At 56.2% G+C, this 23,878-nt stretch carries 22 protein-coding genes; 12 read left to right on the top strand and 10 right to left on the bottom strand.

The features are described 5' to 3' along the window. The first annotated feature begins 71 nt into the window (after positions 1-71). Complete coding sequence (gene oqxR / locus L3068_RS10435) at positions 72-551, top strand: efflux pump transcriptional repressor OqxR (protein ID WP_023330297.1); 480 nt, start codon at positions 72-74, stop codon at positions 549-551. Positions 552-617: 66 nt separating this feature from the next. Here oqxR and oqxB read toward each other — a convergent pair whose 3' ends face one another. Together oqxB and oqxA are read right to left on the bottom strand one after the other, a co-directional pair. Further along, positions 618-3,770 (bottom strand): multidrug efflux RND transporter permease subunit OqxB, encoded by a 3,153-nt coding sequence (oqxB, locus tag L3068_RS10430; RefSeq protein WP_014883649.1) that lies wholly within the window; start codon positions 3,768-3,770, stop codon positions 618-620. Positions 3,771-3,794: 24 nt separating this feature from the next. Further along, entirely contained in the window at positions 3,795-4,970 is a 1,176-nt protein-coding gene (oqxA, locus tag L3068_RS10425; protein WP_117581844.1) for a multidrug efflux RND transporter periplasmic adaptor subunit OqxA, read from the bottom strand. A gap of 336 nt (positions 4,971-5,306) precedes the next feature. Between oqxA and L3068_RS10420 the strand changes: the two genes are divergently transcribed. After that, complete coding sequence (locus tag L3068_RS10420) at positions 5,307-5,660, top strand: helix-turn-helix domain-containing protein (protein ID WP_014883647.1); 354 nt, start codon at positions 5,307-5,309, stop codon at positions 5,658-5,660. Between the two features lie 69 nt (positions 5,661-5,729). Next, on the top strand, positions 5,730-6,044 hold the full coding sequence (locus L3068_RS10415; protein WP_014883646.1) for a YebG family protein: 315 nt from the start codon (positions 5,730-5,732) through the stop codon (positions 6,042-6,044). 11 nt (positions 6,045-6,055) lie between these two features. Here the strand turns inward: L3068_RS10415 and catA are convergent, their stop codons facing one another. Together catA and L3068_RS10405 are read right to left on the bottom strand one after the other, a co-directional pair. Then, on the bottom strand, positions 6,056-6,730 hold the full coding sequence (gene catA, locus L3068_RS10410; RefSeq protein ID WP_117581845.1) for a type A chloramphenicol O-acetyltransferase: 675 nt from the start codon (positions 6,728-6,730) through the stop codon (positions 6,056-6,058). 113 nt (positions 6,731-6,843) lie between these two features. Beyond that, positions 6,844-7,728 (bottom strand): LysR family transcriptional regulator, encoded by an 885-nt coding sequence (locus tag L3068_RS10405; RefSeq protein ID WP_032636721.1) that lies wholly within the window; start codon positions 7,726-7,728, stop codon positions 6,844-6,846. 114 nt (positions 7,729-7,842) lie between these two features. Here L3068_RS10405 and L3068_RS10400 point away from each other — a divergent pair, with 114 nt between their 5' ends. The 8 genes from L3068_RS10400 (at position 7,843) to clcB (ending at position 16,252) form a co-directional block, all read left to right on the top strand. Next, the gene (locus L3068_RS10400; RefSeq protein ID WP_117581847.1) at positions 7,843-8,970 is read left to right on the top strand and encodes an alpha/beta hydrolase; all 1,128 of its coding nucleotides are present in this window, start codon (positions 7,843-7,845) and stop codon (positions 8,968-8,970) included. 50 nt (positions 8,971-9,020) lie between these two features. Then, a complete protein-coding gene (locus tag L3068_RS10395) occupies positions 9,021-10,214 on the top strand; it encodes an MFS transporter (RefSeq protein WP_117581850.1) in 1,194 nt (397 codons plus the stop codon). Between the two features lie 175 nt (positions 10,215-10,389). Continuing rightward, entirely contained in the window at positions 10,390-11,133 is a 744-nt protein-coding gene (locus tag L3068_RS10390) for a YoaK family protein (protein ID WP_014883641.1), read from the top strand. Positions 11,134-11,406: 273 nt separating this feature from the next. Then, on the top strand, positions 11,407-12,117 hold the full coding sequence (gene osmY / locus L3068_RS10385) for an osmoprotectant ABC transporter permease OsmY (protein WP_063861673.1): 711 nt from the start codon (positions 11,407-11,409) through the stop codon (positions 12,115-12,117). A gap of 18 nt (positions 12,118-12,135) precedes the next feature. Beyond that, on the top strand, positions 12,136-13,035 hold the full coding sequence (gene osmX, locus L3068_RS10380; protein ID WP_117581852.1) for an osmoprotectant ABC transporter substrate-binding protein OsmX: 900 nt from the start codon (positions 12,136-12,138) through the stop codon (positions 13,033-13,035). 8 nt (positions 13,036-13,043) lie between these two features. Then, on the top strand, positions 13,044-13,691 hold the full coding sequence (gene osmW, locus L3068_RS10375; RefSeq protein ID WP_014883638.1) for an osmoprotectant ABC transporter permease OsmW: 648 nt from the start codon (positions 13,044-13,046) through the stop codon (positions 13,689-13,691). Continuing rightward, a complete protein-coding gene (gene osmV, locus L3068_RS10370) occupies positions 13,691-14,839 on the top strand; it encodes an osmoprotectant ABC transporter ATP-binding protein OsmV (protein ID WP_014883637.1) in 1,149 nt (382 codons plus the stop codon). Before osmW ends, osmV begins: the two co-directional genes overlap by 1 nt. A gap of 102 nt (positions 14,840-14,941) precedes the next feature. Further along, the gene (gene clcB / locus L3068_RS10365) at positions 14,942-16,252 is read left to right on the top strand and encodes a voltage-gated ClC-type chloride channel ClcB (protein WP_117581854.1); all 1,311 of its coding nucleotides are present in this window, start codon (positions 14,942-14,944) and stop codon (positions 16,250-16,252) included. On the opposite strand, the gene bioD is transcribed toward clcB, so the two are convergent. From bioD to ynfL, 3 genes are all read right to left on the bottom strand, one after another. Next, complete coding sequence (gene bioD, locus L3068_RS10360; protein ID WP_014883635.1) at positions 16,187-16,882, bottom strand: dethiobiotin synthase; 696 nt, start codon at positions 16,880-16,882, stop codon at positions 16,187-16,189. The genes clcB and bioD overlap by 66 nt on opposite strands. Positions 16,883-17,012: 130 nt before the next feature. Continuing rightward, a complete protein-coding gene (gene mlc / locus L3068_RS10355) occupies positions 17,013-18,233 on the bottom strand; it encodes a sugar metabolism global transcriptional regulator Mlc (protein WP_023337218.1) in 1,221 nt (406 codons plus the stop codon). Positions 18,234-18,353: 120 nt separating this feature from the next. Next, on the bottom strand, positions 18,354-19,259 hold the full coding sequence (ynfL, locus tag L3068_RS10350) for a multidrug efflux transcriptional activator YnfL/SxtR(Kp) (protein WP_023330286.1): 906 nt from the start codon (positions 19,257-19,259) through the stop codon (positions 18,354-18,356). A 121-nt stretch (positions 19,260-19,380) separates the two neighbouring features. Here ynfL and ynfM point away from each other — a divergent pair, with 121 nt between their 5' ends. Beyond that, a complete protein-coding gene (ynfM, locus tag L3068_RS10345; RefSeq protein ID WP_117581856.1) occupies positions 19,381-20,634 on the top strand; it encodes a multidrug efflux MFS transporter YnfM/SxtP(Kp) in 1,254 nt (417 codons plus the stop codon). Between the two features lie 75 nt (positions 20,635-20,709). Here the strand turns inward: ynfM and L3068_RS10340 are convergent, their stop codons facing one another. From L3068_RS10340 to L3068_RS10335, 3 genes are all read right to left on the bottom strand, one after another. After that, positions 20,710-22,101: an APC family permease gene (locus tag L3068_RS10340; RefSeq protein ID WP_214602800.1), complete on the bottom strand. Its 1,392-nt coding sequence runs from the start codon at positions 22,099-22,101 to the stop codon at positions 20,710-20,712. Further along, entirely contained in the window at positions 22,091-22,276 is a 186-nt protein-coding gene (locus L3068_RS25405) for a YmjE family protein (protein WP_418251745.1), read from the bottom strand. Before L3068_RS25405 ends, L3068_RS10340 begins: the two co-directional genes overlap by 11 nt. 181 nt (positions 22,277-22,457) lie before the next feature. Then, entirely contained in the window at positions 22,458-23,876 is a 1,419-nt protein-coding gene (locus L3068_RS10335) for a glutamine synthetase family protein (RefSeq protein ID WP_032636739.1), read from the bottom strand. Positions 23,877-23,878 lie beyond the last annotated feature (2 nt).

The following is a 23,878-nucleotide window of genomic DNA, read 5'->3' as shown; positions in this document are numbered from 1 at the left end:
TTGTTGTTTATTGCTTATTCACCTCTGCGGTGCCAAAAAGAACAAGATTCACCGCGACCCAGGACAGAGAAATGTTAGATTACCGCTTCCCGACAGCTTTGCAGATGGTCCTCAGCGTAGCGATGGCGGAGCAATTAGGTAAACGTTCGACGAGTGGCGTTCTGGCCTACGGCCTGGAAGCCAACCCGAGCTTTATCCGCAAATTGATGGTTCCCCTTACGCGTGACGGAATTATCGTCTCCACGCTTGGCCGCAACGGCTCCATTCATCTTGGGCGCCCGCCGGAAGAGATCACCCTGCGTGACATCTACCTTTCGGTCACTGAAGATAAAAAGCTGTGGGCGTCGCGTCCTGACGTACCGGCTCGCTGTGTGGTCAGCGCTAACGCCTGCTGGTACTTTAAATCGGTATCCGAAGAAGCTGAGCAGGCTTCGCTGGCGGTATTAGCCCGACACACCGTGGCAAGCGCGCTGGAAGAGGTCAAAAAAGCCGATAGCAGCGGCTGCGATCCGGTACCTGAGCTTATGGCCCAGTATAAAGAAACGTTTTAACGGTTGATCTGATGTGAAAAAAAAGCGCCTTACTGTGAAGGCGCTTTTTTGTTTTCTGCAACATCCCTATGCAGGCAGAACCTCCCTTTCCTCTTTACCGCGCGTAACGAATTTACGCAGCGTCACGTAAAACACCGGCGTCAGGAACAGACCAAACAACGTGACGCCCAGCATCCCGGAGAAGACCGTAATCCCGGTGACACCGCGCACTTCTGCGCCTGCGCCGTGGCCAAGGATCAGCGGAATGGTTCCGGCGATGAAGGCAATGGAGGTCATCACAATCGGGCGTAAACGCAGGCGGCAGGCCTCCAGCGCGGCTTCCATGATACCTTTGCCCTGAATTTCCAGCTCGCGGGCAAACTCCACAATAAGAATCGCGTTTTTACACGCCAGCCCCATCAGTACCACCAGCCCTACCTGCACGAACACATTGTTATCGCCACCGGTCAGCCAGACGCCAAACAGCGCGGACAACATTGTCATCGGCACGATAAGGATCACCGCCAGCGGCAGCGTCCAGCTTTCATACAGTGCCGCCAGCACCAGGAAGGCCAGCAGCACCGCGACCGGGAAGACGATCAGCGCCGTATTACCTTGTGTCGCCTGCTGGAAGCTCAGATCCGTCCATTCAATATTCATTCCGTTCGGCAATATCTGCTTAGACATACCTTCCAGCTGCGTCATCGCCTGGGCGGACGAGAGTACGCGCGGGTCGGCATCGCCAATCAGGTCAGCCGCCGGGTAGCCATTGTAGCGGATCACCGGATCCGGCCCGTAGGTGGTGCTGATCTTAACCATACTGCCAATCGGCACCATTTCACCCTGGTTATTACGGGTACGTAAGTTCGCAATATCCTCCACGCTCTCGCGGTACGGTCCGTCGGCCTGCGCCATTACACGCCAGGTACGCCCGAACTGGTTGAAGTCATTCACATAAGACGAGCCCAGATAGGTTTGCAGCGTACCGAACAGATCGGTCAGCGACACGCCCTGCGCTTTCGCCTTGTCACGGTCAACCTGCACGTCCAGCTGTGGAACGTTGGCCTGGTAGGTCGAGATCGGGAAATGCATCCCCGGCGTCTGCATAATCGCACCGGACATGGTATTCACCGCGTTCTGCAATGCGCCATAGCCAAGACCGGCACGATCCTGAATGTACAGGGAATAACCCGACCCCTGCCCCAGCCCCAAAATCGGCGGCGGCAGAATGGAGAAGCCAAAGCCCTGCTGGATTTGCGCAATTTTGGCGTTGATTTCAGCGTTAATTTCCGCAGCACTGTGTTTACGCTGGTCGAACGGCTTCAGGCCAAAGAAGACCGTTCCGGTGTTCGGCGTATTGGTGAACTGCAGCGCATTCAGCCCCGGGAAAGCAACCGCATAGTCCACGCCTTCGGTATTCATCCCGATTTCGCTCATTTTGCGGATCACCGCATCAGTACGCGCCAGCGACGAGCCTTCGGGCATTTTCACGCCACCAATCAGGTACAGCTTATCCTGTGTCGGAATAAAGCCACCGGGAACCGCTTTAAACATGACGCCTGCGGCACACAGCAGCAGCAGATACACCACAAACACCGCGCCACGTCGGCCGAGCGTTTTACCCACCAGCCCCTGATAGCCAGTCGAGCTACGATGGAAAAAGCGGTTAAACGGTCGGAAAATCCAGCCGAACAGACGATCGATAAGCCGGGTCGGGAAATCTTTCGGTGCGCCGTGCGGTTTTAACAGCAGAGCAGCCAGCGCTGGCGAGAGCGTCAGCGAGTTGATAGCGGAGATCACCGTCGAAATGGCAATCGTTACCGCAAACTGTTTGTAGAACTGGCCGGTGACGCCGGAAAGGAACGCCATCGGCACAAACACCGCGCACAATACCAGCGCAATCGCGATAATCGGCCCGGACACTTCACGCATCGCCTGATGCGCCGCCGCAAGCGGAGCAAGCCCCTCTTCGATATTTCGCTCGACGTTTTCCACCACCACGATGGCATCATCCACCACGATACCGATAGCCAATACCAGCCCGAACAAACTCAGGGTATTAAGCGAAAAGCCCAGCAGGTAGAGAACGCTGAACGTCCCCACGACCGAAACCGGCACCGCGATCAGCGGAATGATCGACGCACGCCAGGTTTGCAGGAAGAGGATCACTACCAGCACGACCAGCACTACCGCTTCCAGCAGCGTTTGCACCACCGCACGGATGGAATCGCGCACGAATACCGTCGGATCGTAAGGTGCCGCCCACTTCATATCTTCCGGGAAACGGGTGGACAGTTCCGCCATTTTAGCGCGCACCGCGTTAGACAGATCGATGGCGTTTGCACCAGGAGACTGGAAGATACCGATCCCGACCGCGTCTTTATTGTTAAGCTGCGAACGCAACGCATAGCTGCCCGATCCCATTTCAATACGCGCCACGTCGCGCAGGCGTACCAGCGACCCGTCCTGAGACGTTTTGAGAATGATATTGCCAAACTCTTCTTCGGTATGCAGACGCCCCTGGGCGTTAATGGAGATCAGGAAATCGCTCTCCTTCGGCAGCGGCTCGGCGCCCAGCTGCCCGGCCGACACCTGCACGTTTTGCTCCTGCATCGCCGTGACGACATCCGAGGCGGTCAGCCCGCGCGCCGCTACTTTATTGGGATCCAGCCAGACGCGCATCGCGTATTCGCCTGAGCCAAAAATCTGGATCTGGCCGACACCGGGCAGACGCGCCAGTTCGTCCTTCACTTTCAGCGTGGCGTAGTTGCGCATATACAGAGAGTCATATTTACCGCCAGGCGAAAATAGATGCACCACCAGGGTCAGCGTAGGAGACTGTTTCTGCGTCGTGATGCCCAGACGGCGCACATCCTCCGGCAGACGCGCCTCGGCCTGCGCCACGCGGTTTTGTACCTGAACCTGCGCCTGATCCGGGTCGGTTCCCGGACGGAAAGTGACGGTCGTCACCAGCACGCCATCAGAACCCGCGACGGATTTCATGTACATCATGTTCTCAACGCCGTTGATCGCCTCTTCCAGCGGCGTCGCCACGGTCTCAGCAATCACTTTCGGGTTGGCGCCCGGGTACTCCGCGCGCACCTGCACGCTTGGCGGTACGACATCAGGGTATTCGCTCACCGGCAACAGCGGGATGGCGATTAATCCTGTGATAAAAATCAGAATCGACAGGACGGCAGCGAAAATCGGCCTGTCGATAAAAAAGCGGGAAAAGTCCATGGGTAGGATTCTCAGGTCAGATGATCAGTTGAGGGCGGTGCTGGCGGTCATGGCGACGGTTTTCGCGTTAACCGGCATACCCGGCATAAACACTTTTTGTAAACCATCGACGATGACTTTATCGCCGGGTTTCAGCCCCTGCTGCACGATGCGTAAGCCGTCCGCCAGGCGCCCTGGCGTAATATCGCGTCGCTGTGCTTTGCCCTCTTTATCCACGATATAAACATATTTGCGATCCTGATCGGTCAGCACCGCTTTGTCGTCAATAAGCGTGGCCTGGAATTCAGCGCTGCCCGGCAGGCGAACGCGAGCGAAGAGGCCCGGTGTGAACTGACGCTGCGCGTTATCCAGCAGCGCGCGCATACGGATCGTACCGGTACTCGGCGCCAGCTGATTATCCAGGAAATCCACTTTGCCCTGATGGGGATACCCTTCCTCACCCGCCAGGCCAATTTCAACCGGTAGTGCAGTGTGATTGCTGGACGCCCCCTGCCCGCTGCGGGCGAGGTTTTGATAGTGGAGGTAGGTTGACTCATCCACGTCAAAGTAGACGTACACCGTCTTCTGCGAGACCAGCGTTGTCAGCACGCTGGCGCTGTCGCCCGCCGTGACCAGATTACCGCTGGTGATCAACGCGCGGCTGGCGCGGCCATCAATCGGTGCCGTTACTTTCGTGAAATCGAGGTTAAGCTGAGCGGCGTCTACCGCAGCCTGCGCGGCGCGAATATCGGCCTGCGCCTGAATGGCGGCCGCACGGCGCTGCTCCCACTCTTCACGGGATACCAGGTTGGTATTGATGAGTTTATCGGTACGGTTAGCCTCGCTTCGTGCCAGGCTGGCCTGCGTTTTGGCTCTCTCCAGCGTCGCCTGCGCCTGCTCCAGCGCGGCACGATAGGTTCTGTCATCAATCGTGAACAGCACCTCACCCTTTTTCACCTCCTGGCCGTCGGTGAAATTCACTTTGTCGATATAGCCAGAGACGCGGGGGCGAAGCTGAACGCTCTCCACGGCTTCGATCCGGCCGTTAAAGCTATCCCACTGACTAATGGATTTCACAACCACATCAGCAGCATTGACGGCGGGCGCAGGGGGTGCAGCATTTTGCGCGACGCTGTTATCACATCCGACAAGCAACAGGGAGAGCAATATCGCTCCCAGCGCATGCAGAGGGTCGTTTCCCCAGGTTTTTTGCAGGCTCATTATTTTTATTCCGGTAATTGTAGCCGCCGGGCAAGACGCGGCAGGAGGCACCGCGCCACTTCCTTTGTCCGGGCTGGCTTAAGGCCATTTGTGTCGTTCATCGCCACAAAACTGTAACAGTTGCGAATACACTATTCGCGGCGATTGTAGGAAGGCGCTTAACTAAGTGCAAGAATAATTGTTGCACTTTATGTGCTATTCGGTCGGATGTTAAAAAGGCCCGTTTCAGGTAAGGATTTAAATGCAACAATAAAACTTGCAATTGCTGCAAAAACGCGCCACCTTTAAATGCAACAGATAAAGATACCATTTAACAGGCTGCGTGGAGGTAACCCGATGAACACGGGCGCATTTATGCATGATTTACTCGACTGGATCGACAACAACCTTGATAGCCGTCTGGATATTGAGTCCGTCGCCAGGCGCTCCGGCTATTCGAAATGGCACCTTCAGCGACTGTTTAAAGAACATACGGGCTACCCTCTCGCCGGGTACATTCGCGCGCAAAAGCTGCAAAAATCCGTTGAGCGCTTAACCCACAGCGACGAACCGATTCTGAACGTGGCGATCGCGTTGGGTTTTGACTCTCAGCAATCCTTCAACCGCAGTTTTAAACGGCAATATGGCCAGGCTCCAGGCGCATGGCGGCGCAGTGTGGCCTGCCGTGAAACCCAGCAGGCGCACACGTAACGCACATTTTGCTGCAACTTTTTCCGGCCTCTGCTATACTGTACATAAATACAGTATGAGAGGTGCGTGATGGCTGTTGAAACAAAATATGTTGTCGTAAGAAAAGGTGAAGAGAAAATGACATTTGCCAGTAAGAAAGAGGCTGACGCTCACGACAAACTGCTTGATATGGCAGAGGCGTTTACCGACTGGCTTTTGCAAAGCGGAATGCAGATGGATGAAACGCAGGCTGAAGATCTTGGCCTGTATCTCGCCGAGCAGAAAGATGCCGTGCAGCATATTTTGCGAACCAGTAAGCTCCCGGCTCTTGATACCCCTGCTGACGACAAAACCGAGTCAGGTGCAGCTGACAGTAAAAAAATCAGGGCGGTTAAAGCGGCCTGATGGCCACATCATCATTCCTGTTGCCCGGTCTGCTGTGGTAACGCATCGCAGACCTCTTGTAACTCATTAAAAAACCTTGCCACATGGAAACCATCGCAGACAGAATGATGTACCTGAACGGCGAGAGGTAATAATACCCTGCCCTCTTGCTCGTAATATTTTCCAAGCGTAAACATAGGGGCAAAAAAGTTTTTCATATTAGCCACGCTAACGCTAAAGCTCGTAAAACTTACCCACGGAATGCCGGATATAAAAAAGATATTTTCCTTGGATTCTTCTTTTGGCCAATACGCAAGATTATCGCCATAGCGAGCCATGTCTTCAGAATAGGTTTTCTGAAAGTGCTGTATATCGCCATCGTAATGGCTCCATAATGATGAAAAGGTCTCTGTTTCATTATGGAAAATCGTATAATTTGGATGAATTTCATTCCATATGACAAGCTCATTGTCCTTCATGGCCATACGGAATTCTGGGTGACGGTTAACGACTTTAGCAACGAGAAAAATAATCGTCGGATAAAACTTCCAGCCAACGTTTTTAATATGGCTTAGCAGCACGGTAATATCGACCAACACCGTCTGGTTAAACGTCGATTGAGCAAACCCCTGAAATACCTCAAAATGCTCCTTTCTTGCCCAACGGGATAAATCAACAGCCGTATATTCCGGGATTATTTTTTCCATTTTTAAGCCTTTGTTGAGCAAGCAGATCTTGACGTTAGCCTAAGTTTTTTTCCTGACTTAAGCAAGCAGGGGCCTGCAGTTCACATGTCGAAGAAAAAACACGTTCACAGAAATTACATTTTCAGCGTATCAATAACGGCCCTCAAAGCCGGCGACACGTTGCGGTGCGGATAATAAAGATACAGCCCGTCCATGCGCAGGCTATAGCGCTGCAATACGCGGATAAGCGTTCCTTTTTCAAGATCATCAGCCACCAGCTCAAGCGGAACATAAGCCAGCCCAAGCCCAAGACGGGCGGCTTGGGCTTCCATATAGCTGTCTGACAAGGCCCACTGCCCTTCTGGCCGATGGGTGATTTTTTTCCCGTCCTCGACCAGTTCCCACTGATAATCACTTCCATCAGCAAACTGATAGGCAATACAGGGATGCGCCACTAAATCAGCTGGCGTCTGGGGAAAACCATAACGCCTGAAGTGCCCCGGTGCAGCCACTACGGCCATTTCCATATCGGGCGTGATGCGCACCGCAATCATTCCCTGACTGACCTCAGCTCCCAGCCTGACACCCGCATCAAACCGCTCGGTGATGATGTCGACGAAGCGGCTTTCATTTATGAGTTCCAGCCTGATATCCGGGTAACGCTGTTTAAAAATGGCGAGCTTTGGCAGCAGGCATTTGTCGATGGCGTGCTGACTGGCGTTAATGCGCACCGTGCCGGACGGTGTCTGACGATAATGTGCGAGGGTCGCCAGACCCGAATCAAGTGCATCGAACGCGGATTCGGCTGTCTGATAGAGCTGCTCTCCGGCGTGGGTTAACGACAGCTTACGCGTGGTGCGAACGAGAAGCTGGACGCCCAACCGCTCCTCCAGCTCGCGAACCGAGCGGCTCACCCCGGATTGCGCCAGCCCAAGCCGCTGCGCAGCCGCGGTGAAACTCCCCTCCCGCACCACCTGCATAAACAGATACAGCTCATTGTAGTTTTCTCGCTTCGCCATTACGTCCCGCAATTCATAACAATTTGATATTAATTCTAGCAGATTATGGCCTCTAATCAGCACTCATTCTGCTAACTATAATGGCCGCAACACAACACCGCAGGGTATCGATACATGAAAACATTCACCCAAAAACTGTCTGTTGCGATGCTGCTATGCGCATCATTAAGTGGAGTGACAACCATGAGTTATGCAGAAGCCACCAATCCTAACGCCCCCGTCTCGATGGTCACAACCTGGGACAAAACCTTTGCCAAAAGTGACCGTGTTGACCACCGTAAGGTCTCCTTCCAGAACCGTTACGGTATTAACCTGGTAGGCGATCTCTATCTTCCTAAAAACCGTGGCGACCGTAAGCTGGCAGCGATTGCCGTCAGCGGGCCATTTGGCGCGGTCAAAGAGCAGTCCAGCGGTCTCTACGCGCAGACCCTGGCGGAAAAAGGGTTTGTAACCCTGGCGTTCGACCCTTCCTGGACGGGCGAAAGTGGCGGTCAGCCGCGCAACGTCGCGTCACCGGACGTCAACACCGAAGACTTTAGCGCCGCGGTTGATTTCCTGGGCGTGCAGAAAGAGGTCGACCGTAACAGCATTGGCATCCTTGGGATCTGCGGCTGGGGCGGTATGGCGCTGAATGCGGCATCCATGGATACGCGCATCAAAGCTGTCGCCACCAGCGTAATGTATGACATGAGCCGGGCGATGGGTCACGGCGTAGGCGACGGCAAAGATCGTTATTCTTCGGCAGATCGCCATGCTGTGCTGCAGTACCTGAATGAACAGCGCTGGAAGGATGCCGGGAACGGCACCTTTGCACAGGGCGGCCATGACATTTATGTTGACGAGAACGGCAAAGTGACCGCATCAGAACGTATTTTGCCAGAAGCCTTGCCCGCCAACCCGAATCCGGTGCTGAAAGAGTTTTATGACTACTACCGCATGCCGCGTGGCTTCCACGCGCGTTCCGTCAACTCAACCGGCGCATGGACGGCAACTATGCCGCTCTCGTTCATGAACATGCCGCTGCTGAGCTATGCCGGAGAGATCGCTATCCCGACGCTTATCGTGACCGGCGAAAAGGCGCACTCCCGTTATTTCGCCGAAGATGCGTTTAACGCGGTCGGCAGCAAGCAGAAAGAACTGGTGATTGTCCCGGGCGCCAACCATGTCGATCTCTACGACAATGCTGCCGGGAAGATCCCATTCGCTCAGTTTGAACAATTCTTTAAAAACAGCCTGAAATAAACCTCCCTGCTGCCCGTTTCGACGGGCGGCTCTCTTCGCGAAATCAGACGATGTCCACATTAAACCACACCACTTCACAGCATGAGGAACATGCGTACTGGGGAGGCATTTTTGCCATGACCCTTTGCGTATTCGTCCTGATTGCCTCGGAATTTATGCCCGTGAGCCTGCTCACCCCGCTTGCCGCAGATTTAGGCGTGACGGAGGGGCTTGCAGGCCAGGGCATTGCTATCTCCGGCGCGCTGGCGGTACTAACCAGCCTCTTCCTCTCCTGGCTTGCCGGGAATATGAATCGTAAACACCTTCTGCTGGGCATGACGATACTGATGGCGCTCTCGGGGCTCATTATTGCCTTCGCCCAGAACTATCAGACGTATATGACCGGTCGCGCGCTGATCGGTATCGCCATCGGCGGGTTCTGGTCCATGTCGGCGGCAACGGCTATTCGCCTGGTTCCCCATCATCAGGTCACGCGCGCGCTGGCTATTTTCAACGGTGGTAACGCGCTGGCAACGGTCGTGGCCGCCCCGCTAGGCAGCTACCTGGGTGCAACCATTGGCTGGCGCGGTGCCTTCCTTTGTCTGGTGCCCGTGGCAATCGCCGCATTCCTGTGGCAGTACGTTAGCCTGCCAAATATGAGCGGGCGTAAAAACGGTGCGTCAGGTGAAGGCGTCTTTCGGCTATTTCGCCAGCCTGTCGTATCCGTCGGTCTGATAGCCTGCAGCCTGTTCTTTATGGGACAGTTTGCGCTGTTTACCTATGTGCGCCCATTTCTCGAGACCGTCACGCACGTCAGCGCCTCCGGGCTATCGCTGATTTTGCTCGCCATCGGCATTGCCGGATTTGTTGGCACCCTTCTCGTTACTCTGGTTCTGAACGCGGCGTTTTACCTGACGTTAATAGCGATTCCACTGCTGATGGCCGCCATCGCTGGCGTGTTGATTTTGACCGGGCATAACGTGTGGATTGTTGCCCTGCTGTCAGGCTTGTGGGGAATGCTGGCGACGGCAGCACCGACGGGCTGGTGGGCGTGGGTCGCCCGAACGCTACCGGAGGATGCCGAAGCGGGCGGAGGGTTAATGGTCGCGGTGATCCAGCTCGCCATTGCACTGGGTTCAACGGCGGGCGGTATGGTGTTTGATCGCCTCGGCTGGCAGAGCACGTTTGCCCTGAGCGGCATAGTGCTGCTTTGTGCGGCTGCGTTGACGTTTATGCTTTCACGCCTCCGCGAAAGCGCCTCATGAAAATAACGGCGTAGCGTGAGGTTTCAGTTTGGAATACTTTTCGTAAGGATATTTTATTTAATTACTAAACCCTCAACGTCGCCAGAGGGAATAATAATTAAGCAATATCCTGGACAGCCCGTCGACACGCTTTGCTAGCCTGATTATTCAGGCAAAGCTCACCCCGGAGGTATTCTTGCTGATTAAACTCAAGAAAGAACGAACGCACCAGGAGGATCGCCGGCTTGCTCTCTGGCTGGCGACCTCAGCAGGTTTACTCAACGCCATCGCCCTTGGGGCCTTTGGTTTTTTCCCCTCTCATATGACCGGCAACACCTCACAATTATCCAGCGAAGTCTCCTCCACCGATCTGAGCGATATCATTTTCTTTGGCTCGATTATTCTCTCCTTTGTGGCGGGTGCAATCCTTGCGCGTCTTATCGTGATATGGGGCATTATCCATAATGTCAGGCTGGTTTTTTGCCAAATCCTTTTTGTCGAAGGGATATTATTAACCGGCGTATCTCTCTACGAGATGTATTTCCATGCGCTCACCAGCAACCGCGAGATTATTATTTTCCTGTGCTGTCTGATGGGCATTCATAATTCAACCTCCACACAGCTTTCCGGCGGACGGGTGAGATCGACGCACATTACCGGCACGCTGACGGACGCGGGAATTTCCCTGGCCTCCGTCACGGTTGCCATGCTTCGCAGAGATTACTCCAAAGATACCGCGGCACAAAAAAGTCAGTTGAAAACCCATTTAACCACCCTTTTCTCGTTCATTACCGGAGGTATCGCCGGGTTACTGCTCTTCAGATGGGTTGGCTTCAACGCCATGCTGGCGCTCGGGTTGATGCTCTCCGTTGTCGCGACCGTATCGATTATCAGTATCTCAGTGCGTGTTCGCCGTGTACGCCCCCTACTCAGCAGATAAAGCTCTCAGGCAGGGTGACAGGAACATCGCGATACGTGACCCTGTCACTTTATGGGCTGCGCTTTAGGACTATTCTGCCTGCGCCATATTCAGGCCTTACGCCATAAGGCCTGACTTAAGGTTGTCACGCTTTTCATAGGGTTACTGATTTTCCCCCTTCGCTGGAACCCTTCCCAAACGCTTGCTATAGGTCAATTACCCCTGCCGAAACATGGCATAACAACAGGCAACCGGTGGTTGCTATAACGCATGCGCACAGGGAGACACACCGCAATGCACCCATTACTCAAACGTTCGCTGCTGTTTGTTGGCGCGATTATCATGGTTCTTGCCCTTCTCATCTGGGGGATCGGACTTGAGACAATCAAGGCGCGTCAGGTTGACCTGATTTATCTCGGGCAACAGCACATGATACTGGTTTTCTCGTCGATGTTTTTTGCCCTGCTGGTCGGTATTCCGGCCGGTATCCTGCTGAGCCGCCCGGCCGCGCGGGGTATCGCCGAATATGTGATGCAAATTTTCAACGTGGGTAACACGCTGCCACCGCTGGCCGTGCTGGCCCTGGCGATGGTGGTGATTGGCATCGGCGATACGCCCGCCATCATCGCGCTGTTTCTTGCCTCGCTGCTGCCCATTGTGCGCAATACCTACGCGGGACTGTGTTCCGTTCCGGCCTCGTTACTGGAAGCCGCAAACGGGATCGGGATGACCAAATGGCAGCGTCTGCGTCAGGTTGAATTGCCCAACGCCTGGCCCGTCATGCTCTCCGGGATCCGCATCGCCACCGCCATCAACGTCGGTACCGCGCCGCTGGCCTTCCTGATTGGTGCCAGCAGCTACGGTGAGCTGATTTTCCCCGGCATCTACCTGAACGATTTTCCGACCCTGATCCTCGGCGCGGCGGCCACCGCCCTGTTCGCCCTGATCCTCGACACCCTGCTGGCGGCGCTGGGTCGCGTGATGAGCCCCCATCTCGCTCAATAACAATAACAAGGAGCTTTTATGAGACTGTTTTCCGGCCTGACGGCGCTGTGCGCCGCGGCGCTCTTCACCAGCCAGGCAATGGCAGCCCCGCTGATCCTGGCAACCAAAAGCTTTACCGAGCAGCATATTCTCTCGGCAATGACCGTGCAGTATTTACAGAAGAAAGGATTCCATGTACAGCCGCAAACCAATATCGCCACGGTGATTTCCCGTAACGCGATGATCAACAAACAGATCGATATGACCTGGGAGTACACCGGCACGTCATTAATCATCTTTAACCACATCAACAAACGCATGTCGCCGCAGGAGTCTTACGAGACGGTGAAACGCCTGGACGCAAAGCACGGTCTGGTATGGCTTAAGCCCGCTGACATGAACAATACCTATGCTTTCGCCATGCAGCGCAAGCGCGCCGAGGCGGAACATATCAACACCATGTCAGAGATGGTGGCGAAGATTGAGCAGATCCGTAAAACCAACCCGGACAAAAACTGGCTGCTGGGCCTGGACCTGGAATTTGCCGGGCGCAGCGACGGCATGAAGCCGCTGCAGGCCGCCTATAACATGACGCTGGACCGCCCGCAGATCCGTCAGATGGACCCGGGACTGGTCTATAACGCGGTGCGTGACGGCTTTGTCGACGCCGGTCTGATTTACACCACCGACGGGCGCGTGAAAGGCTTTGACCTGAAGGTGCTGGAAGATGATAAAGGCTTCTTCCCGAGCTATGCGGTCACTCCGGTGGTGCGTAAAGACACGCTGGAGGCTAATCCGGGTCTGGAAGAGGCACTCAATGCCCTCTCCGCCCAGCTCAACAACGACGTTATCACCGAGCTGAACAAGAAGGTGGATATCGACCATCAGTCACCGCAGCAGGTCGCCCGTGATTTCCTGCGTAGCAAACAGTTGCTGTAGGAGGCGCTATGGATACCGTTCACTACATCCTGGATAACTGGGACTATCTGTTAACCCTGACGCTGCAGCACCTGTGGCTGGTGGCGCTGGCCGTGGGTTTAGCCATCCTCATCGGCGTCCCGCTGGGCGTTCTGATTGTCCGTCATAAATGGCTGGCAACGCCGGTACTGGGCATCGCTACCATCGTGCTGACCATTCCGTCCATCGCCCTGTTTGGTCTGATGATCCCGCTCTTTTCGCTGATCGGTCAGGGTATCGGCGCCCTGCCCGCGATTACGGCGGTGTTTCTCTACTCGCTGCTGCCGATTGTACGTAACACCCATACGGCGCTCGACAGCCTGCCGCCGGGGCTGCGTGAAGCCGGACGGGGCATCGGCATGACCTTCTGGCAGCGTCTGCGCTGGGTGGAAATCCCGATGGCGCTGCCGGTAATTTTCGGTGGGATCCGTACCGCCGTCGTCATGAATATTGGCGTGATGGCGATTGCCGCGGTAATCGGCGCGGGTGGCCTGGGCCTGCTGCTGCTCAACGGTATTGGCGGAAGTGATATTCGCATGTTGATTGCGGGCGCGCTGATGATTTGTCTTTTAGCTATTGTGCTCGACTGGCTGCTGCACCGTTTGCAGGTGGTTCTGACTCCAAAGGGGATTCGATAATGATAAAACTGGAAAACCTCACCAAACACTTTTCACAGAAGCATGGCCAGACCTTTAAGGCCGTCGATAACGTCAACCTGAACGTCCCCGAAGGGGAAATGTGTGTCCTGCTCGGCCCGTCCGGCTGCGGGAAAACCACGACCCTGAAGATGATTAACCGCCTTATCACACCCAGCAGCGGAACAATCCTCATTAACGGTGAAGACACCAGCGGGATGGACACGGTGACCCTGCGCCGCAATATTGGCTACGTGATCCAGCAGATTGGCCTGTTCCCGAACATGACTATCGAAGAGAACATCACCGTTGTACCGCGCATGCTGGGCTGGGATAAAGCGCGCTGCAAAACCCGCGCCGAAGAGCTGATGGATATGGTGGCAATGGATCCGCGTAAGTTTCTTAGCCGCTATCCGCGCGAGATGTCCGGCGGCCAGCAGCAGCGTATCGGCGTCATCCGCGCCCTGGCGGCGGATCCTCCGGTACTGCTGATGGATGAACCGTTCGGCGCGGTGGACCCCATCAATCGCGAGGTGATCCAGAACCAGTTCCTGGAGATGCAGCGCAAGCTGAAGAAAACGGTGATGCTGGTCAGCCACGATATTGATGAAGCCCTGAAGCTCGGCGACCGAATCGCGGTCTTCCGTCAGGGGAAAATCGTGCAGTGTGCCAGCCCGGATGAACTGCTGGCAAAACCGGCCAACGAATTTGTCGGCTCGTTTGTTGGTCAGGACAGGACGCTGAAGCGGCTGCTGTTGGTCTCCGCAGGAGACGTCACCGACCAGCAGCCGACCATTACGGCGCGGAGCTCTACGCCGCTTCCTGAAGCCTTTGCCACGATGGACGACAATGATATTCGCGCAATTACCGTGGTCGACGAGCACGGAAAACCGCTCGGCTTTGTGAAACGTCGCGAAGCGCGCAACGCCAGCGGTACCTGTGCCGACATCCTGCATCCGTTCCGCATGACCGGCAAGGCGGAAGACAACCTGCGCGTCGTGTTGTCACGTCTGTATGAAAGCAATACCAGCTGGATGCCGATCGTGGATGAGGACGGGCGTTACAACGGCGAGATTTCGCAGGACTATATTGCCGAGTACCTGAGTTCCGGGCGTACGCGTCGGGCACTGAATATTCATAGCGACAGTTAACCCTTCTGGCCGGGCCTCGCCCGGCGCTTTCGCACGCATACCTTTTGCTAACCCCGCGATTTCCCGCCACAATATTGTATCGTTCCCCTGTAATCGCGACCCATGCAACGTCTTCATGCTTACCCCGACATCCGGGCGATGTTTCGCCGACTGTTGATTGCCACCGTCACCGGCGTGCTGGCGGCGCTGGCCGTTGCGGTGTTTCGTCACAGCATGTACCTGCTGGAGTGGCTGCTTCTCAGCAACGACAGCGGTAGCCTGGTGAATGCCGCCGCATCGCTCTCGTCCTGGCGGCGCGCGCTGACGCCTGCGCTGGGTGGGCTGGCCGCCGGGGTACTGCTCTGGGGATGGCAACGACTGACCGCCCAGCGGCCTCACGCGCCAACCGATTACATGGAGGCGCTGGAGACCGGGGACGGCCAGTTTGATTACGGTGCCAGCCTTGTAAAATCCCTGGCGTCGCTGCTGGTCGTCGCCAGCGGAAGCGCCATCGGGCGCGAAGGGGCCATGATCCTGCTTGCCGCTCTCGCCGCCTCCTTTTTCGCTAGCCGTTTTACGCCCAAATCCGAATGGAAGCTCTGGATCGCCTGTGGTGCCGCGGCCGGGATGTCCAGCGCTTATCATGCCCCCTTAGCCGGAAGCCTGTTTATTGCAGAGATTCTGTTTGGCACGCTCATGCTGGCCTCACTCGGCCCCGTGGTTATTGCGGCGGTGGTGGCGCTTCTGACCACACGCCTGCTGGCACCTGGCGCCAGCACGCTCTATGAGGTCCATCTGAGCGGGATACTGACCGCGACAGATTATGCCCTGCTGGTCGCCATGGGTCTGCTGGCAGGTCTTTGCGGGCCCCTGTTGATGTGGCTGATGACGTTTAGCCACGGACTGTTTCTGCGTCTCAAACTTTCGCCGCCGTGGCAGCTGGCGCTGGGGGGGTTGATCGTCGGGCTGCTGTCCCTCCTCACGCCGAAGGTATGGGGGAATGGCTACAGCGTGGTTCAGGCTTTTCTGCTCGCCCCGCCGCTGCTGTCGGTGATTGCCGGAGTGTTTATCTGTAAATTGCTGGCGGTACTGGCCAGCAGCGGTTCGGGTGCACCGGGCGGCGTGTTTACGCCCACGCTGTTTGTCGGCATGGCGACGGGGATGCTGTTTGCGCAGCTTTTCGCGCTGTGGTTACCGGGTTCTGAGACGGCAATATTGCTGGGACTGGCGGGAATGGCAACGCTACTTGCTGCGACCACGCATGCGCCCATTATGTCGGCGCTGATGGTCTGTGAAATGACCGGACAGTATGTTTTACTGCCCGGTTTACTGGTCGCCTGTGTGGTGGCGTCCGTGCTGTCGCGGACGTTACGCCACGACTCGATCTACGGCCAACACGCCGCCGAGGGCAGAGAGATCGATGTACTGCGCTAACTCGCGCTGCTCGGCACGAGGCAGATAAGGCAGCTCACCCACCAGCGGCCCAGGCAGTTTGGCGCTCAGCACGTCGATGATCTCCGCGTAGTGCGCCAGGCCCGGGTTGATACGGTTTGCCACCCAGCCCACCAGCGGCAGGCCGTCATTGGCAATCGCCTGCGCTGTCAGTAGCGCATGGTTGATACACCCTTCCTGGATACCCACCACCATCACCACCGGAAGCTGTTCCTGGACGACCCACTCAGAGAGCGGACGCAAATCATTCATCAGGCTGCGCCAGCCGCCCGTCCCTTCGACCACCACGTGATCAACCTTCTCGCTCAGGTTCGCCAGCCCGTCGGACAGCAGGGGATAATTAATCAGACCGCTGTGCGCCACGCTGCTCTCCTCTTCGCTTAAGGCAATGGGATTGACCGCCTGATAAGGCAGTTCCAGCGACGAGACGCTTTGCAGCACCAGGGCGTCTTTATTACGCAATCCCTCTGGCGTCTCTTTACTCCCTTTTGCGACCGGTTTGTACCCTGCCACGCGTTTACCGCTTGCTGCAAGCGCCTGCAGCAATGCGCGGGATACGACGGTCTTGCCGACAGAGGTATCTGTACCAGTAACAAAGAAACGCTTAAGCATGACTCACTCCACCTCTTGGGTATGCTTCGAAAATATAAACCAGGTAAATAATTCAGTGGAGGAAGTCTACGGGATGCGTGCGCTACCCGGCTTGAGATAGCGCAATTTTTCGTACATCTGCGGAAAAGAGTTAACCCTGTAACAGGCGGATAAGCAGCGAGCCGTTATACATGGCATCTTTGACCAGCGCCGCACCTGCCATGGTGCCCTGGTTAGAGAATTGGGTGCTTTCCACCACAATATTCTTGCTGTAGGCGGGAAGCGACTGCTGATGGATACAGGCCGAGATCGCCGGAAAGAGGATCTCCGCCGCCTGGCTGAGCGGGGAGCCAATCAGGATTTTTTGCGGGTTAAAGAGGTTCACCATAATCGCCAGGATGCGGCCAACGTTGTTCCCCACCCCGGTAATAATATCCTTCGCCAGCAAATCTCCCTGACGCGCGGCGGCGCAGAGGGAATCGACCGTTAAGGGTTGTCCGTGCAGCGAGGAGCTCATGGACTGGCTGAGCCTGACCTGCGCCAGCTCCAGCACGCTTTCTACACTGGCAATGGTCTCCAGGCAGCCATGGTTCCCGCAGTAGCAGCGCTTCCCGTACGGGTCGACCTGAGTGTGCCCGATTTCCACCAGGCTGCTGCTCCCGGCGTGAAGAAGACGCCCGTCGGTGATGACACCCGCCCCAACGTTATGGTCGATCACCACCTGAATCACATCACGCGCACCGCGCGACGCGCCAAACAGGGCCTCCGCCATGGTCCAGGCACTGATGTCATGCTGAATATAGACCGGCACGCCGGTATGGTTTTTCAGCACCTCTCCCAGCGGCATCTCTTTGACATCGTCGTAAAACGGCATGCGGTGCACGATGCCGTTTTCGGTATCAATAATGCCCGGCATGGTGATAGCGATTGCCGTTAAGCGTTCCAGCCGCTGCTGATGGCGGATAAAGAAGTTATCGATATGGGAGACAATGGCATCGAGGAGCGATTGTTCCGCGTTGAGCGGCAGCTCAAGCCGATCCTCCACCACCAGTTTGCTGCTCAGATCGCGCAGCGCGAGGAAGATCTCCCCGCGACTGATGCGCAGTGACAGGTAATGCCATGCTTCCGTCTCAACCACCAGCCCGACCGCCGGACGGCCACGGCTGCCCGGCTCCTGAATTTCCGTCTCCTGGACCAGGTGCGCTTCCAGCATTTCACGGACAATCTTGGTGATACTGGCAGGTGCCAGCTGTGCCAGGCGCGAAAGATCGATACGCGAAACCGGACCAAGCTGATCAATCAGGCGGTATACCGCGCCAGCGTTGGTCTGCTTAATCTGATCAATGTGCCCTGGCTGACTATCAGCAACCACCTCGTACTCCCTTATTTTCGAGCTTCGAAATAAACTTTGGGCTATGGTGAAGCACTTCCATAGCTGTCGTCAAATATTTACTTAGCTCTGTGATTTACCGCACATTTTTATCCCTTTTCCCTACCGGTTTTGCCCACCTGAAGCGCTGATTAACTGCTGTTTGAAGCGCTGCGCGGCGTGGCTCTGTTCACGATGTTTTGACCAGACCAGCCACATCTCGGAAACGGCATCCTCTTCGGCGATGGGAACCCAGCGCATTTCGCGCAGTTGTACCCGTTTAAAGGAGGCCGGAAGAATAGAGACCCCCAGTCCGGCGGCGACCAGCCCAATAATGGTCATCGCCTCGCCCACCTCCTGGGTGATAACCGGAGCAAGATCGTAGCGACGCATCAGTCCCAGAATGTCGTCATACAGGCCCGTTCCGACCTGAGGATCAAAAAAGACAAAGGGTTCTTTTGCCAGCTCTGCCAGCGATACCGCCGGACGCGAGGCCAGCGGGTGGTCAAGGGGGATCATAGCCATCAGGGGTTCATGCAGAATCACCTGCCACGCCAGCGTGTCCGGCAGCTGCGTATTCCGCATCAACCCCAAATCCAGTGCGCCTTCATTCAGCGGTGCAATTTGCTCGCGGGTATTAATTTCGCACGTCTGAATATGCACATCCGGGAAATGGCGGCGGAATGAGGAAAGCGTCTGGGAGACGGCGCTGATAAAGGGCGCGGACGACGTAAACCCGATTCGCAGCTCACCGGCTTCTCCGAGGTAAAGCCGCTCTGCACGGGCGGCGGCGTCATCAACCATGCTCAGGATTTGTCGGCTGTCGGTCAGAAACTGCTTACCCGCCGCCGTCAGGCTCACGCTGCGGTTGGTGCGGGCCAGAAGGCGCGCGCCCACCTGCTGTTCGAGGATTTGAATCTGCTGGCTTAACGGGGGCTGAGAGATATTCAGCCGTGCCGCCGCGCGGCCAAAATGCAGCTCCTCAGCAACGGCGACAAAGTAGCGAAGATGACGCAGTTCGATATTCATATTTTTAAAGTATCATTTGAGATAATTAATATATTAGACAGAATATTTACATTTTCCTACCCTGATCGTGTGGTCATACCCGTCACCCGAAATCACGGGGATGTTTAAGCAAGGAAACTGTGTGAGTCGTACAACCTCCATTGATATCTCTCCGGCAAGCGATATCTATGATTTACCCGTAGCATCGCAGCCGGTTCAGTTCATTAAACGTGGTACTCCCCAATTTATGCGCGTTACCCTGGCGCTCTTTTCGGCCGGTCTGGCCACGTTTGCCCTGCTCTACTGCGTTCAGCCGATCCTCCCCGTTCTCTCCCATGAGTTTGGCGTATCGCCCGCCAGCAGCAGCGTTTCGCTCTCGATTTCAACCGCGATGCTGGCAATTGGCCTGCTCTTTACCGGCCCTTTGTCCGACGCCATTGGCCGTAAACCGGTGATGGTCACTGCCCTGATGCTGGCCTCGGTCTGTACGTTGCTCTCGACCATGATGACCAGCTGGCACGGCATTCTGGTGATGCGCGCGCTGATCGGGCTGTCGCTCAGCGGCGTGGCCGCGGTCGGGATGACCTATCTCAGCGAAGAGATCCATCCGAGCTTCGTTGCCTTTTCGATGGGGTTGTACATCAGCGGGAATTCAATTGGCGGCATGAGTGGGCGTCTGCTGAGCGGGGTCTTTACGGACTTCTTTAGCTGGCGTATTGCGCTGGCGGTTATCGGGTGTTTCGCGCTGGCATCTGCACTGATGTTCTGGAAAATCCTGCCGGAATCACGCCATTTCCGCCCGATTTCTCTGCGCCCGAAAACGCTGTTTATTAACTTCCGTTTGCACTGGCGTGATAAAGGGTTGCCGCGCCTGTTCCTGATGGGCTTCTTGCTGATGGGGTCATTCGTCACGTTGTTTAACTATATTGGCTATCGCCTGATGCTTTCGCCGTGGCATCTGAATCAGGCCATGGTCGGTTTGCTTTCTGTGGCTTATCTCACCGGCACGTGGAGTTCGCCGAAAGCCGGGGCGATGACCGCACGCTTCGGCCGCGGGCCGGTCATGCTGGTCTTCACAGCGGTAATGCTGCTCGGCCTGCTGTTGACGCTCTTCTCCTCACTGTGGCTGATTTTTGCCGGGATGCTGCTCTTCTCCGCCGGGTTCTTCGCCGCGCACTCGGTCGCCAGCAGCTGGATTGGCCCGCGCGCGCGTCGAGCCAAAGGACAGGCATCGTCGCTGTACCTGTTTAGCTATTACCTGGGATCCAGCATCGCCGGGACGCTGGGGGGCGTGTTCTGGCATCACTACGGCTGGAACGGCGTGGGCGGGTTTATCGCCCTGATGCTTTGTGCCGCGCTGCTGGTGGGGGCAAGTCTTCATCAACGGTTGAGATAATAAACGTGCGGGCTGATGTCCGGTAAGACGCACGAGCGACCTAAACGGCACCAGCGTACTGGTGCCGTTTATCGTTCAGGAATCCCAGGCCTGCTCTATCTTACCAGCTTCAAACTGCGGAGGCGGTTTTCGGAAACGGCGCGTTAGCCATGTCAGGTAAAGGATCCCCAGTGCCGCCCAGATGAGGCCAAGCGTCAGGGACGTCGCTTCGAGGTTTATCCACAGCACGCTGACCGTTACCGCCCCAATAAGCGGCAGCAGGAGATAGTGGAAACGATCTTTCCACGTTTTGTTCAGCCCCTTACGCCGCCAGAAATGGTTGTACACCGAGAGGTTAACAAACGTAAACGCCACCAGTGCGCCAAAGTTGATCAGCGCCGTTGCGGTCACGAGGTCAAAGTACAGCGCCGACAGGGCCACTATCCCCACCATAATGACGTTCAGGGCCGGAGTACGCCATTTCGGATGCACATAACCAAACACCCGCTCCGGAAAGACGTTGTCACGCCCCATCACATACAATAACCGCGAGACGCTGGCGTGCGAGGCCAGACCCGAAGCCAGCGTATTGACAAAGGTGGTACATAAAAACACCGACTGGAAGAGCTTACCGCCCACGTACAGTGCGATTTCCGGCAGCGCGGCATCCGGGTTCTTGAAGCGCGCGATGGTTGGGAAAAAGAGCTGCATGAAGAACGAGGCAATAATGAATATCAGCCCGCCGTACAGCGCGGTCAGGAAAATGGCTTTGGGAATGACCCGTGCCGCGTTTGGCGTCTCTTCCGAAAGCGTGGTAACCGCATCAAAGCCGAGGAAAGAGAAGCAGACGATGGTCGCGCCGGTAATAATAGGGATCAGATGTGCGTTCTCGCTGATAAACGGCTGCAGCGACCAGACGGTGCCGACCCCTTCTCCCTTGTGCAAGCCATGCACCACGAGGATGACAAACACCACCATAATCGCGACCTGCACCAGCACAAACAGGGTATTAAAGTTGGCGACCAGGTTAACACTCTTCAGATTCGCCAGCGTCAGGATCGTCACAAACCCCACCACCCAGACCCACGGCGGGACCTCAGGGAACATCGCGGAAAGGTAGATCTTCGCCAGCAGCACGTTGATCATCGGCAGGAAGAGATAGTCCAGCAACGATGACCAGCCGACCATAAAGCCCACGTGGGGTCCAATCGATTTCTGCGTGTAGGTATACGCGGAGCCCGCTTCCGGGAACTGCCGTACCAGTTTACCGTAGCTGATGGCGGTAAACATGACGCCAGCCAGCGCCAGGAGATACGAGGCGGGCACGTGGCCGTTGCTGATACCGGACACAATACCGAAGGTATCAAACACGGTCATGGGGGTGAGGTAAGCCAGCCCCATCATCACCACCTGCCAGAGCTTAAGAGAACTGCGCAGTCGGGTTCTGCCGGCCATGCCCGGCGCGTCAAGAGACGTGTTAGTCGCCATACACCGTCCCCCCCATGCTTACCGTGGTTTGCAATCGCGTTGACCTTAACGCAAACCTGCTTAGCAAAGGGGGAAGTTGTGAAGAACAAACGCGACCGTACCAGCGCACCGTCTCTGGCTCGCATTCACCATGGAAGCCTGACTGGCCCCCTTCGCCCTGCGGATAGTTGAACATCTGCATCATTTCCTACCTCGTCACACAGTGTCGTTAAGAAAGTCCCTGTGCCGCCTGCGCTCCATAACGCGACTCCCGGGAGATAGCTGGCGTGCCAGCGAACAGTTCGGCCAGGCTCCGCGCAGGCCGTATGGTGATACGTATGAGATGAAACAAAGCGGCCCCTTACCGGGGCGCGTTATCAGGCGTTTTTCAGCATCCACTCGATTTCTGTTTCGGTAATCAGGCGTTCAAACTGCAGTAATTCATCATTTTTGCAGGCGTGATACACGTGGCAGAAACGCTCGCCCAGCCGCTCGCGAAGGCGATCGTTTTGCATAAACTCCCACAGCGCATCACTCTGACGAATCGGGAACGGCAGTCCGTCCTGCTCCAGACCATTGCCTTCAACCTCTTCCTGCAGCGGTAAATCGTTATCCAGCCCGTGCAGAATGCCGGCAAAAATCGCCGCCATCACCAGATACGGATTCGCGTCTGCCCCTGCCACCCGGTATTCGACTCGATGGTTATGGCGATCGCCGCAGGGAATACGCAGGGCTACCGTGCGGTTGTTGTGTCCCCATGACGCCTGCGTCGGCACATACATTCCCGGCTGGAAACGGCGGTACGAGTTGACGTTCGGTGCCAGCAGCGCCATGGACGCTGGCATCAGATCGATCATCCCGGCCAGCGCGCGTTTCAGCAGCGCGGAATCCTCGCCGCTGGCGTCCGCGAGCACGTTTTCGCCTCTGTTGTTTTGCATACTGATGTGGATATGCATCCCGCTGCCCGCATGCTCTTCATACGGCTTCGCCATAAACGTGGCGTGCATCTTATGTTTTTCTGCCATCTGCCTGACGAGACGTTTTAGCGCCAGCGCATCATCACAGGCATCCAGCACGTTTTCCGTATGGTGCAGGTTAATTTCAAACTGACCCGGCGAGGCCTCAGCCACTGCGCCATCGGCGGGGATCAACTGCAGCTGCGCCAGCTCATCAATATCGTTCAGCACGTCAGCAAAGTGGTTGAGATTATCAACCGAGTAGACCTGGCTTTGCGTGTTACGCACGTCGGTGCCCGGCGCGCAGGGTGGCTGAAGATAACCGTCGGCATCGCGATTCCGATCAAGTAAATAGAACTCCAGCTCTACCGCTACCACGGGGAACAGACCGCGCTGGCGCAACTGCTGCCAGAGCCGGTTGAGTACGTTCCGCGGCTCAACGTCAAAGGGAGCGCCATCTTCATCGACCATTGTGAGCTGCACCTGACCAATGTATTCCGGGTCCGCGGCGGACGGTGTCAGTGTGCCCGGCACCGGCACACAAACACAGTCAGGCTCGCCGAGCTCCTGCCCCAGGCCCGCTTCTTCCACCACGTTACCCAGAATATCCATGGCGAACACCGACGCCGGGAAATAGCAGCCTTTTTCGAGTTTGTTCAGTCCGGCAACCGGAATACGTTTACCGCGAAAACAGCCGTTCAAATCGGTCAGGAGGACATCAATAAACTGGGTGTTCGGATACTGTTCTAAATAGCGCTTCACCTCCTGCGTAAAGGCGCTGCCCCGCCTCTCATCCGTGTAGTGAACAAAGTTCTCAACTTCTACGATATTGGTTTCCATGA

Origin of the sequence: Enterobacter cloacae complex sp. ECL414 (assembly GCF_021869685.1) — a bacterium.
Taxonomy (GTDB): Bacteria; Pseudomonadota; Gammaproteobacteria; order Enterobacterales; family Enterobacteriaceae; genus Enterobacter; species Enterobacter kobei.
The sequence above is the reverse complement of the archived record's forward strand: the minus strand, read 5'-3'. Positions and strand labels throughout refer to the sequence as shown.

Coding starts and splice junctions, on each gene's coding strand:
- L3068_RS10335 (WP_032636739.1), bottom strand. CDS start 23,876: ATGGAAACCAATATCGTAGAAGTTGAGAACTTTGTTCACTACACGGAT.
- osmX (WP_117581852.1), top strand. CDS start 12,136: ATGAGACTGTTTTCCGGCCTGACGGCGCTGTGCGCCGCGGCGCTCTTC.
- L3068_RS10405 (WP_032636721.1), bottom strand. CDS start 7,728: ATGGCGAAGCGAGAAAACTACAATGAGCTGTATCTGTTTATGCAGGTG.
- L3068_RS10340 (WP_214602800.1), bottom strand. CDS start 22,101: ATGGCGACTAACACGTCTCTTGACGCGCCGGGCATGGCCGGCAGAACC.
- L3068_RS10400 (WP_117581847.1), top strand. CDS start 7,843: ATGAAAACATTCACCCAAAAACTGTCTGTTGCGATGCTGCTATGCGCA.
- osmY (WP_063861673.1), top strand. CDS start 11,407: ATGCACCCATTACTCAAACGTTCGCTGCTGTTTGTTGGCGCGATTATC.
- osmV (WP_014883637.1), top strand. CDS start 13,691: ATGATAAAACTGGAAAACCTCACCAAACACTTTTCACAGAAGCATGGC.
- L3068_RS25405 (WP_418251745.1), bottom strand. CDS start 22,276: ATGTTCAACTATCCGCAGGGCGAAGGGGGCCAGTCAGGCTTCCATGGT.
- L3068_RS10420 (WP_014883647.1), top strand. CDS start 5,307: ATGAACACGGGCGCATTTATGCATGATTTACTCGACTGGATCGACAAC.
- ynfL (WP_023330286.1), bottom strand. CDS start 19,259: ATGAATATCGAACTGCGTCATCTTCGCTACTTTGTCGCCGTTGCTGAG.
- catA (WP_117581845.1), bottom strand. CDS start 6,730: ATGGAAAAAATAATCCCGGAATATACGGCTGTTGATTTATCCCGTTGG.
- L3068_RS10415 (WP_014883646.1), top strand. CDS start 5,730: ATGGCTGTTGAAACAAAATATGTTGTCGTAAGAAAAGGTGAAGAGAAA.
- L3068_RS10395 (WP_117581850.1), top strand. CDS start 9,021: ATGTCCACATTAAACCACACCACTTCACAGCATGAGGAACATGCGTAC.
- osmW (WP_014883638.1), top strand. CDS start 13,044: ATGGATACCGTTCACTACATCCTGGATAACTGGGACTATCTGTTAACC.
- oqxR (WP_023330297.1), top strand. CDS start 72: ATGTTAGATTACCGCTTCCCGACAGCTTTGCAGATGGTCCTCAGCGTA.
- bioD (WP_014883635.1), bottom strand. CDS start 16,882: ATGCTTAAGCGTTTCTTTGTTACTGGTACAGATACCTCTGTCGGCAAG.
- oqxA (WP_117581844.1), bottom strand. CDS start 4,970: ATGAGCCTGCAAAAAACCTGGGGAAACGACCCTCTGCATGCGCTGGGA.
- oqxB (WP_014883649.1), bottom strand. CDS start 3,770: ATGGACTTTTCCCGCTTTTTTATCGACAGGCCGATTTTCGCTGCCGTC.
- clcB (WP_117581854.1), top strand. CDS start 14,942: ATGCAACGTCTTCATGCTTACCCCGACATCCGGGCGATGTTTCGCCGA.